Origin of the sequence: Holospora elegans E1 (assembly GCF_000648275.1) — a bacterium.
Taxonomy (GTDB): Bacteria; Pseudomonadota; Alphaproteobacteria; order Holosporales; family Holosporaceae; genus Holospora; species Holospora undulata_A.
The window spans coordinates 1-10,528 of sequence record NZ_BAUP01000054.1; the positions used below are offsets into that span (position 1 = coordinate 1).

At 36.9% G+C, this 10,528-nt stretch carries 13 protein-coding genes and 3 pseudogenes; 12 read left to right on the forward strand and 4 right to left on the reverse strand.

What is annotated here, in order from left to right:
* From HE1_RS08695 to HE1_RS09910, 8 genes and pseudogenes are all read left to right on the forward strand, one after another.
* Window positions 1–286, forward strand: a pseudogene (locus HE1_RS08695) (hypothetical protein); the annotation flags it as partial.
* 217 nt (window positions 287–503) lie between these two features.
* Window positions 504–689, forward strand: a pseudogene (locus tag HE1_RS08705) (hypothetical protein); the annotation flags it as partial.
* A gap of 227 nt (window positions 690–916) precedes the next feature.
* Window positions 917–1,068: pseudogene (locus HE1_RS10565) on the forward strand (transposase); the annotation flags it as partial.
* Between the two features lie 117 nt (window positions 1,069–1,185).
* Window positions 1,186–1,311 (forward strand): phage terminase large subunit family protein, encoded by a 126-nt coding sequence (locus tag HE1_RS09560; protein ID WP_242837170.1) that lies wholly within the window; start codon window positions 1,186–1,188, stop codon window positions 1,309–1,311.
* Window positions 1,312–2,626: 1,315 nt separating this feature from the next.
* Window positions 2,627–3,244: a hypothetical protein gene (locus tag HE1_RS01645; RefSeq protein ID WP_162480161.1), complete on the forward strand. Its 618-nt coding sequence runs from the start codon at window positions 2,627–2,629 to the stop codon at window positions 3,242–3,244.
* A gap of 30 nt (window positions 3,245–3,274) precedes the next feature.
* Complete coding sequence (locus HE1_RS01650) at window positions 3,275–4,486, forward strand: pyridoxal phosphate-dependent aminotransferase (protein WP_035544033.1); 1,212 nt, start codon at window positions 3,275–3,277, stop codon at window positions 4,484–4,486.
* A 216-nt stretch (window positions 4,487–4,702) separates the two neighbouring features.
* Complete coding sequence (locus tag HE1_RS10240) at window positions 4,703–4,855, forward strand: hypothetical protein (protein ID WP_162480169.1); 153 nt, start codon at window positions 4,703–4,705, stop codon at window positions 4,853–4,855.
* Window positions 4,856–4,890: 35 nt separating this feature from the next.
* Window positions 4,891–4,989, forward strand: a complete 99-nt coding sequence (locus HE1_RS09910; RefSeq protein ID WP_278243087.1) for a hypothetical protein — start codon at window positions 4,891–4,893, stop codon at window positions 4,987–4,989.
* Between the two features lie 116 nt (window positions 4,990–5,105).
* On the opposite strand, the gene HE1_RS10245 is transcribed toward HE1_RS09910, so the two are convergent.
* The 4 genes from HE1_RS10245 to HE1_RS09920 form a co-directional block, all read right to left on the reverse strand.
* Window positions 5,106–5,177 (reverse strand): hypothetical protein, encoded by a 72-nt coding sequence (locus HE1_RS10245; RefSeq protein ID WP_373279895.1) that lies wholly within the window; start codon window positions 5,175–5,177, stop codon window positions 5,106–5,108.
* Window positions 5,178–5,203: 26 nt separating this feature from the next.
* Window positions 5,204–5,347, reverse strand: coding sequence for a hypothetical protein (locus tag HE1_RS08715; RefSeq protein WP_162531179.1), 144 nt, complete (start codon window positions 5,345–5,347; stop codon window positions 5,204–5,206).
* A 184-nt stretch (window positions 5,348–5,531) separates the two neighbouring features.
* Window positions 5,532–5,630: a hypothetical protein gene (locus HE1_RS09915; RefSeq protein WP_278243087.1), complete on the reverse strand. Its 99-nt coding sequence runs from the start codon at window positions 5,628–5,630 to the stop codon at window positions 5,532–5,534.
* 35 nt (window positions 5,631–5,665) lie between these two features.
* The gene (locus tag HE1_RS09920) at window positions 5,666–5,857 is read right to left on the reverse strand and encodes an IS630 transposase-related protein (protein ID WP_035544034.1); all 192 of its coding nucleotides are present in this window, start codon (window positions 5,855–5,857) and stop codon (window positions 5,666–5,668) included.
* 201 nt (window positions 5,858–6,058) lie between these two features.
* Here HE1_RS09920 and rpmF point away from each other — a divergent pair, with 201 nt between their 5' ends.
* The 4 genes from rpmF to HE1_RS01680 all read left to right on the forward strand — a co-directional run bounded on the left by rpmF (window position 6,059) and on the right by HE1_RS01680 (window position 10,370).
* On the forward strand, window positions 6,059–6,304 hold the full coding sequence (rpmF, locus tag HE1_RS01665) for a 50S ribosomal protein L32 (protein ID WP_035544036.1): 246 nt from the start codon (window positions 6,059–6,061) through the stop codon (window positions 6,302–6,304).
* 1 nt (window position 6,305) lies between these two features.
* Window positions 6,306–7,310, forward strand: a complete 1,005-nt coding sequence (gene plsX, locus HE1_RS01670; RefSeq protein WP_084490909.1) for a phosphate acyltransferase PlsX — start codon at window positions 6,306–6,308, stop codon at window positions 7,308–7,310.
* Window positions 7,311–7,505: 195 nt separating this feature from the next.
* The gene (locus HE1_RS01675; RefSeq protein WP_035544038.1) at window positions 7,506–8,195 is read left to right on the forward strand and encodes a DsbA family protein; all 690 of its coding nucleotides are present in this window, start codon (window positions 7,506–7,508) and stop codon (window positions 8,193–8,195) included.
* 1,152 nt (window positions 8,196–9,347) lie between these two features.
* Complete coding sequence (locus HE1_RS01680) at window positions 9,348–10,370, forward strand: NAD(P)/FAD-dependent oxidoreductase (protein ID WP_006291899.1); 1,023 nt, start codon at window positions 9,348–9,350, stop codon at window positions 10,368–10,370.
* The last annotated feature ends 158 nt before the right edge of the window (window positions 10,371–10,528 follow it).

Below are 10,528 nucleotides of genomic sequence, written 5' to 3' on the forward strand. Positions count from 1 at the left end.
TTGGGAGCCAGTTCCTAAAATGCATTTAATGCTCGATGGCACCAATTGGAAGTTTGAAACGCAGAATATCAATTGCCTCGTACTAGCTGTTAAAGTTGGAAAGATTACATTTCCTTTGTTTTGGAGAATGCTTGATCACCAGAAAAATTCGCCCCCCCAAGCACGCATCAGTTTATTAAACCAATTTAAGGAAATCTTTGGGTTCGATAAAATTCTCTCCTTTTCAGCTGATCGCGAATTTGTGGGCAAAGATTGGATCACTTATTTGTTTGACTTATTTGTTTGACCACAAGATCCCTTTTTTTATCCGTATAAAAGATAATCAATTGGCCAACTTTGGCACCTCTAAAAAGTCTTTGAAGGATTTTTTTACTCACCTAAATACGGACGAAAGCCGCCATCTGTATAACATGCTGGATGATCCTAGGGGGGTATCGTAGGTAAAAAGATTAAAGATGAGCACCTTGTCATTTGCTTAAGATAAAGACCGGGCACTAAACAAACAAAGATGGGACATTGAACGGCTTTTCAGAACTATGAAAACGCAAGGGGTTAACCTTGAAAATCCCCCTATGAAAGATTTGGGAAGACTTTCCAAACTTATGACCATTGTCGCTGTTGCTATTGTATACGCTTCTATAACGGGCCTTACACAAGAACACAAGGGGACTCAGGTAGATCAAAGATAAACTCTTATTCTTTGATTTCAGCGATCTTTTAAACTACCTGAAAAAAAGTGAGGGGGAGTATGGGCATTGATATGGCTATGTGCAAAGACAGAAACTGGGGCAGAAAAAGTAAAAAGTTGCTTGGAAAAAAGAGTGGGAAATAGTATCAAAGAACAAATAGTATTTCCGGTTTGGTTAATAACACGCCCATAGCACCAATGGAGGTTAACGGATCTTGCGACACAGTATTATTCCAAGATTGGGTATTTCTGATCAAGGAACTAAAGCCTGGTCAAGGTGTTATTATGGATAATGCCTCTTTTTCATCGGTATAATTTTTTTACCTCCTTACTCTCTTGATTTGAATCCAATAGAGAAATTCTGGGCTAATATGAAGAGAGGGATTGAATGCAATATACTAAATTTCAACGCTCTATTCGACCCTATTTCGTGGTTCTTTAAAATGCCCAATTCAACCTAAATTACTATATGGAGCAATACTGCTGCAGGTAAAATCGTGGACGATAAAGGCAAAGCACCTGATTGGCAGCGCTTGTTTGAGCGTAAAAAACATAATCAATTGGGGGCACCTTGCAGTGGTTTGGTGCTGACTGCCGGTGCTGACGTGAAAAAACCGTATTGAGATTGATATCGTTACATGGAACAAAAACCGAAAAAGCTAGTCAGTTTCTTATTTTTACTCGGTCAAATGCAGCGGTTAGTAAAATAGTTTCTCATTGATGAATACCTTATTCCCAAGTGAAGATGGCGTAGATCGTGGAATTTCCTTGATGTCAAGGCATTGATGCCGATTGTGCCAATAAGTCTATGATTAAATCGTGGAGACGTAACCGTGTTGGGTCAAAAACTCAGACTTATAGCTAAGCTTTGGACGGTGGTGAGAGGCTGCGTTTTAAAATCATCACTCTATCATGAGCTTAAACTTTCCTAAGGAGAGGAAGGCTTTCCTTCCGTATATTTCCATTTTCCAGCTTGCGGACTTAGAACCTGTCTTCACAATTTAAATAAAATCTGATACAAAGCTTGGTTAGAAGGTAAATGACATCCCCTATCCGAGAGATTTAAGTGACAAGCAATGGGATTGAATAAAGTCTCATGTGATACAGGGGATTAGGGTAAAAAACGCAAGATAGCGCTTACTAACGGGGTGTTTTATCTTGTAAAGACGGGCTGTCAGTGGCGCTTTTTTCCGCCAGAATATCTTCCTAGAAAAGGGTGTACAGATTTTACATGCAAGCAAGACAAAGCAGAATTGGGGAGAAACTGACAAGGGATTTTGTGGAAAAAAGGTCAAAGAGCGTAAACGCCTTAGTGTCACGGATGCCCACATATTTTGCATTCGAAGGTTCACGCAGCAACTACACATGATACTGTTGCGGGATACAAGGTGTTTGATGAGGCAGGTGCAAAATATTCATCGCTTAAAAGCGTATGCCCAGATGCTGGTTATCGTAAAACGTTCGAAGAGTTTGTTAAAAACATGTTAAAAGACCGTAGAGATTTGGGCACGTATTACGCCGGATTGGGCAATTTTAGCGAAACGATAGGGGGTAGAGAGACCACTTGCTTAGCTAAATCATTTTAGGCGATTGAGCATAGAGTATGAAATAGGGGGTCAATCGGCAAAACACAACGTTATGATCCCTCATTCGAACCGATTCGTCGGTTGGCTTAACTGTGAAGACAGGTTCTTACTTGAGATTTGCTGAAGCGTTACTCTCTTCTTGAATTTTTAATTTTTAGGCTAAAACGTCAAGGTGAATATCTTTAAATATTTTGGACCAATTGCAAATACAAACAAATAATTAGAAACGATTATTTCCATTTTCCTTTCAGGCCTATTTGACCTAAAAATTATTTCTTTTCAATGATTTTCTTTTCAAATTGGTCTAGCTTTTATTGATTATTTTGCTAAAATTAAAATGCGTTTTGATTTTTTGAAAGAAAGGATGCTTCAAGAACTTCGCGCTTTGTACAGACCTTCCCCAGAAGAGCTTTTCAAAATTTTAGATTTAGGTCGGGTCTCTTTGCCAATATGTATTGATTTGGATTTTACGTTACTACAAAGCAGTTCTCTATATTTTTTTTTCCCACAAGCATTTTTTGGGCTGCCGAAACTTTTGTACACCCAATCTTGGGCAGCTTTTAAATGGTGGGTCAGTATGAAATACCCCATAAATCCAGAAACATTACCTTATCGATCATTTTTAATAGACTTTTTAAAATTGTGCAAAACACAAAATATTCCTTTGGTACTTGCAACCGGGGCAAGTTACCCCACCGCTTATGCTGTTGGCGCTTACCTAAACTGTTTTGATCACATCATAAGCAGTACGCAAACAATTCATTGCGTAGGTTCTGCAAAAGCAAAAGCTCTTGTCGATCTTTATGGAGAGAATAAATTTTACTATTTCGGAGACAATAAAAAAGATCTTTTAGTTTGGAAGCACGCCTATAGTGTAGTAGCGCTAGACCCTTCTGATGCTTTTTCTAAAAGGATTAAAAATTTTTGTGCTGAAAAGCGTTGTTTCTTTTTGTATGATAGGGTTAAATAGTAGAAAGATGAAAAAGGAAAAACTTTTTATATGATTGTATCTGGCACTGTTTCAAAATTGGCAGCTTCTGCTACGCTTAATATGTCTAAAAAAGCAAAATTTTTAGAAGCTCAAGGTCATAGAGTTTTTAATTTTAGCGTTGGAGAACCCGATCTGTTTCCCCCTGATGAGCTGTTTTCTAGTGTTTTAGATGCTATAAAATCTAAATCTCACCTCTACACTCCAGTATCTGGCACGAATACCTTAAAAAAAAGTATTTTGCAGTACACCGAACAGCACCAAAAATTATCTGGATGGGATGCACAGAACGTTTGTGTTTCAACCGGAGCAAAACAAGTTATTTACAACGCGCTCATGGCCAGTTTGGAATCGCTTGACGAAGTAATCATCCCCAGTCCTTATTGGGTTTCTTATCCGACGATTGTTGAGTTAACAAAAGCACGTTGGGTACCTGTTCTTTGCGATGAAAAGAACGGCTTTAAACTAAAACCAGAAATGTTAAGAACAGCGCTAACTGATAAAACGAAATGGTTAATTTTAAATTCTCCTAACAATCCTACCGGAGCTGTGTATGATTTTGAAACCTTACATCAGCTAGCAATAGTTTTAAAAGATTTTCCTTCTGTTTTTATTTTATCTGACGACATTTATGAGTCTTTGTCTTACACTAAAGATCTTTGTCCGCATCTTTTGCATGTGTGTCCAGAGCTTAGGTCTCGAGTTTTAGTTGTAAATGGTATTTCTAAATCTTTTGCAGCAACAGGATGGAGATTAGGATGGGGGATAGGGCCTGAAGTTCTTATACAAGGAATGGAAAAAATTCAATCTCACAGTACCTCTGGTCCTTGTTGTTTAGTTCAAGAAGCTGTAGAAAAGTCTTTAAATTCAGAAGGAATAAAAGAATATTTTTGCAAGAATCGAAAAATTTTTTCCTCTAGAAGAGATACTTTAGTTCAAGCATTACGCCGCCTTCCTGGAGGGAAAAGCGTACAAGCTCCCGAAGGTGCTTTTTATGTATTTTTTTCTTGCGCGGAATTATTAAATCATCCAAAAATTCGTGCGTTAGGATGGAAAACTGATACAGAATTAGCAGAAGGTCTATTAAATCGTGCTTATATATGTACAGTTCCTGGAACTGAATTTGGGAAAAAAGAATATCTAAGATTTTCTTATGCTGTTTCGCCAAGCCTCATAGAAGAAGGGATAGAACAGTTAGAACGTTTTTTAAGTGCCTCTTTGTAGTAAAAATTTAATGTTTAGAACGGAGATTTAAAACCCGAAGCTATTACTTTTGCTTCTTACCGATCAACATTAAAAATATTAAATGTATTGGGACCTGTATCAATATATCTTTTGGAAAAAATTATATAGTAATTTAGGTTGAATTAGGTGTAATTTTTTTGTTAAAATAAAAGGAAATCGACAAAGAGCTACAGCAACAATTTAAGAAAAAGGGGAATAGAATATTTAGATGAGGAGAACGGGTATATTAAAGCATCGCAACCATTTAAAATAAGTGTATTAGCGATAGGCAGGTGGCATAAAGAATGCAGACAAGAAGGCAGTTATTTTCCTAAGAGGCGTGGTGGCTCAGAAAAAAGATTGACTTAGAGAAGTTTGAAGCGTACGTCAAAGAAAACCAAGATATGCCCTTGAAAAAAGCTGCTCAAGAATTTGGGGTGAGTATTTTTACAATCAGTTGCTGGTTAAAAAATAGCTATAAAAAAAAGACTTTTCGCACTTAGAAGCAAGCAAAGAAAAGCGAAGTCAGTATCAAGAATAGATCAAAGATATATAGTAATTTAGGTTGAATTAGGTGTTTTAAAGAAGCACGAGAAAGCGTCGAATAGAGCCTTGAAATTTAGTATATTGCTAGTATATTGCATTCAATCCCCTTCTTCATATTAGCCCAGAAAGTCTCTATTGGATTCAAATCAAGAGAGTAAGGAGGTAAAAAAATTATACCGATGAAAAAGAGGCATTATCCATAATAACACCTTGACCAGGCTTTAGTTCCTTGATCAGAAATACCCAAGCTTGGAATAGTACTGTGTCGCAAGATCCGTTAAACCCCATTGGTGCTATCGGCGTGTTATTAACCAAACCGGCAATACTATTTGTTCTTTGATCCCACTCTTTTTGCCAACCAACTTTTTACTTTTTCTTCCCCAGCCTTCTGTCTTTGCACACAGTTATATCAATGCCGCTTTCATCAATATATACAATACTTGTGTACGCTATATCTTGATCGATTCTTGATACTGACTTCACTTTTTTTTGCTTGCTTCTAAGTGCGAAAAGTCTTTTTTTTATAGCTATTTTTTAACCAGCAACTGATTGTAAAAATACTCACCCCAAATTCTTGAGCAGCTTTTTTCAAGGGCATATCTTGGTTTTCTTTGACGTACGCTTCAAACTTCTCTAAGTCAATCTTTTTTCTGAGCCACCACGCCTCTTAGGAAAATAACTGCCTTCTTGTCTGCATTCTTTATGCCACCTGCCTATCGCTGATACATTGATTTTAAATAGTTGCGATGCTTTAATATACCCGTTCTCCTCATCTAAATATTCTATTCCCCTTTTTCTTAAATTGTTGCTGTAGCTCTTTGTCATTTTTCTTTTGTTATAATAAAAAAATTGCACCTAATTAAACCTAAATTGCTATATCAAAAATCTCCTAGACAGAAAAAAGAAATCCCAAGCTTGAAAACTAAAAAATCCCAAAGTAAATGAAAGCTTTTCTGCTGATATTTTATTCCCGTGTAATAAATTAACTTTTTTGGGTCTCTTGTAATTTCTATTTTTTTTTATAGAATGGCTTTAGAAGTAGCGATCAGGGGAAAGTTGTGGCAGTTCCAAAAAAAGACAAGTTACTCTAGACAAAGAATGCGTAGATCTCATGACCATATAGAGATTCATCCTGTGGGAACGTGTAAGAATTGTGGTAAAAATCGGTTTCCTCATCACATGTGTTTAGAATGTGGATACTATAAGGGAAGGAAAGTGATTACAACAAAAGCGGAATTTCGTGTTTTGAAAAAAAAGAAAGAAGAAGATTAGTATGATTCATCTTTCCGTGGATGTTATGGGAGCAGACGCTAGAGTAGAAGAGCTTTTAAGAGGTGTTAGCCTTTTTCATGAAAGGTATCCAGAATGTAAGTTTTCGATTTTTGGTGTAGAGGCTGAGTTATCAAATGCGTTAAAAAGCTTTTCTCTTTCTGAACATCTTTTTGATGTTGTTTATACTCCAGATTATGTTAATTCTCAAGCAGAAGTTTTTTCTACGCTAAAGTCTGGAATGGATACTAGCATGTCGCGTGCTTTGCATAGTGTTGCTTCTGGACAATCCAAAGGAGTTGTTTCTGCGGGAAATACAGGGGTATACTTAGCACTTTCTAAGTCTATTCTAAGAACTTTGGAAGGAATTATTCGTCCCGCCATTGTTTCGCAAATTCCCACGTGCAAGGGGGAAAGTGTTATGTTAGATCTTGGGGGAAATTTGGATAGCTCTAGTAAGATATTAATTCAGTATGCTTTGATGGGAAAGATCTTTTGTCAAAAAGTTTTGGGAGTTGAATTTCCTTCTATTGGCTTGTTAAATGTGGGAACTGAACTTCAAAAAGGAAAAGAATCTTTGAAGGAAGCGTACGAAATTCTAAAGTATCAAGATGGAATGAATTTTTACGGGTACATAGAAGGAGATGATATTTCTAAGGGAACCGTAGATGTTATCGTTACGGATGGCTTTACTGGGAATGTAGCGCTAAAAACTGGCGAAGGTACTATGCGCATGATGTCTTTTATGCTGGGACGCGCGTTTCGAAGTTCTTTTTATGGTCGGTGTGCAGGGTGGATTGCAAAACCTTTTTTGCAGGATTTTAAGTCATATTTTGATCCAAGAATTTATAATGGCGCTTTGTGGCTAGGGGTCAGAGGTATTGCAGTAAAAAGTCATGGAGGAACAGATGCCATAGGGTTTTCTCATGCATTAGAAACTGCTTATGATATGGTTCGTATGAATATTATACATGAGATTCAAAGTACTCTTTTAGAACGGTCTATTTAAGATTAGACGCTTCAATCCAATATTTATTCTTTTATTTTTTATTTTTTTGAGTGTTCTTATTAAAAAGAGTATATTATGCTTAAAATTTAGGGAGGACATGATAAAGTTTGATTAAAGTTTTTATGCTATGGTTAAAGATATCGAGTAAATAGAAAGGGTGTCTTTTTGAGTTTATATAAAAAGAGTTTATTAGGGATGATATTGTCAGTACTGTGTATAGGGATTGGAGTGTACTTAAATCATTGGACATCACTGATTTCTAAAAAGAGCGATTTTCAATCTCAAGAAGTCTTCCAAGAGCGTTATATAAAAACAGAGTTTTTTAAAAAAGGAGATTTTTACCTGGTTTTTCATAAACCAAGTACCGTTCCTGTTACACACACTTTGATTGCTTTTACATCCCTTGCGTGCCGTGTGTGCAGTGCATTCCATAATGAAATTTTTTTGAAAATTCAGTCATTACCTTTATATACTTCTGGAGCTCTTCGAGTTGTTTTTGTGGAATATCCCGCAGATCGTGTAAGTTTTTTTGCCGGTGGATATGTCTGGGCTTCTAAAAATCCAAGTTCTGCAAGAGAAGCTTTAATGAAAAATCAGCCTATGTGGAATATTAGTGGTGAATTTAAACAATCGTCAGAAAATCTAGAGACTTTAAAATTAGAAAAAGTTAAGAAAATTTTAAAAACGAAAAATACATTATCTAAAAAAGAATTGACAACCTTATTTGAAAAGAAAATGCAGGCACAAAAAATTTTTGGTATCACGGATGTTCCATTTTTTGTTTTGTATCAACCAAATAACCCCAAAGGAAGTCGTATAAAAACACGCATAGGAGAAGTAGAGTGGGATAATTTTCATTCTTGGCTTGAAATTGCTTTCCCTTAAAATGAGATCCTTATTAATTTTTTATTTCAAAATCTTGAAGAAAAAATATAACAAATCATCCTCTATTCCATAGATAAAAAAGGGCCTACGCACAGTAAAGAAAATAAGATTTATAAAATCACACTCCCTTAATAGTACGAAGTCCAAAATCTTTACAAAAAATGAGATGGTGTCGTCATGAGATAAAATATGATATACCAAACTTTTTGCGAAAGTAGATATACATGCCAAATCAAACTGAAAGTGTTGGACTAATGCGTTGAAAATTGTCATTCGCGGTTGACAAGATCTATGGCGATGTTGTCCCAGGTTTGGTCAAAAAAATTTGCAGCACACTCTGGCAAAACTCTTTCGCAAAGACGAAAAATCGAGTATTGCTCACATGTTCATTCTTTGATGGGAGGCAGGTTTGATAGGGAGGGCAAATAATGCACCTCAATGCCCCCTTTCTTTTGCTGCTTTTTGGGTATATTTGCTTGTGTTATAAGGTCCAAGATCAGATGAATGTTGCGCACATGGTCATTCTTCTCTGGTTGGAGCTTATAGGTAGGGCAAATAATGCACCTCAATCCCCCTTTCTTTTTCCACCTTGATCCAAGATCAGGTAGAACAGCGCTTTTGGATAAGCGTCTTTCAGCTGATCAAAAAACGTCTTCAAGGTTTTTAAGGAACATCACCTGTCAAATCCAAGGCTCCAATCAGGCTAATACGTAAGCGCAGATATCGCTTGCTTTCATATACGTCGTGGCTTTCCAAATGTGCGATAAATTCCGCTGTTTGTGAAACATTCAGCTTGCTTACAGAGCCCCCGCTTTACACCTTTAACTTATACTCCTTGACTGATCGTCAATCAAAAGAGCATTAGCAATTTGACGAGCTCTACCCTTTTTCGGATAACAAAACTGCCTTAATCCTATCTTCTACGCGTCGCTTCTTTTCTTGTCGATGCTGCGTTCTTAACGCAACACGATCTCCTTCTGTCAGAAATCTTTGCACAAGAAAAATTATTAACGCATAAAATTAAACTTTTAAACAATTTCATTCAGCATGAGTGTATGAATGCTGTTAAGCGTTAAAAATTAAGAGAGAAAGCAATAGCCTTTAAACCTAAAAAAGAGTAGTCTTAGAGAAAATAATTATTTTGACAATCAAATGAAACCGTTTCATTACGATGTAATTATTATCGGAGCAGGACCCGTTGGGCTGTTTTCAGTGTTTGCGTGTGGCATGGTGGGGCTTCGTGTTGGGCTTTTTGATGCGCTTTCTGCTCTTGGAGGCCAGTGTTCTGCACTATACGCCAAAAAACCTATTTACGACATTCCAGGACATCCTTCTTTGTTAGCCGGGGAGCTTATAGATCGATTAATAAAGCAGATGGCCCCTTTTAATCCGGGAATTTTTTTGCAAACACCAATAAGCACCTTAGAAAAAGATTTGGAAAAGGGGTGGAGCGTGACAACGTCTTGCGAAAAAATAAAAGGGCGCGTAATTTTAATATGCACAGGGGCTGGAGCGTTTACTCCCAAACGTCCCGCAATCCCTTTTATTGAAAATTTTGAACATCAAAATGTATTGTATTGCGTAGATCACCCGGATCGTTTTTCTGGAAAACGAGTTGTTATCGCAGGCGGGGGAGATTCAGCAGTAGATTGGAGTTTGTTATTGAGTCAAAAAGGGGCGCAAGTTTTTCTGGTTCACAGAAGGAACAAATTTCGCGCACAAGAAGCGTCTTTAGCGCGCCTTGACTCTTATATATCTGAAGGAAAAATTAAACTTTTTGCTCCTTGTCAGGTGATCGGATTAGAAGGAAATAATGGAAAGCTTCAAAAAATCCATTTACAACACGCTTTTGATCAGACACAGTGGGTGGATTGCGATTTTTTTATACCTTGTTTTGGTCTTGAAATCCAAAAAAGTCCTTTTGAAACATGGGGGATTCAATTAAATTCCGGAATGATAGTAACTTGTCCTTCAACAGGACAAACTTCTGTTTCAGGGATCTATGCCGCAGGAGATTGTGTAACGTATCCTGAAAAACTTAAGCTGATTATGACTGGTTTTTCAGAGGCAATGCAGGCGGCGCATCATCTAAGAAAAACACATTTTTCTGAACGATCCTATCGTTTCGAGCATTCTACTTCTACTGGGGTTCCTAGCCCAGAAAGCAAAAGTTGAAAAGGTGTGTTTAGGGAAGGATAAAAATTAAGCTCTTTTATTTCTCAGAACCTGTCTTCACAATCTGATAAAAAGCTTGGTTAGAAGGTAAATGACATGCCCTACCCGAGAGGATTTGAGTGACACACAATGGAGATTTAATAAAATCTCATTTTGAT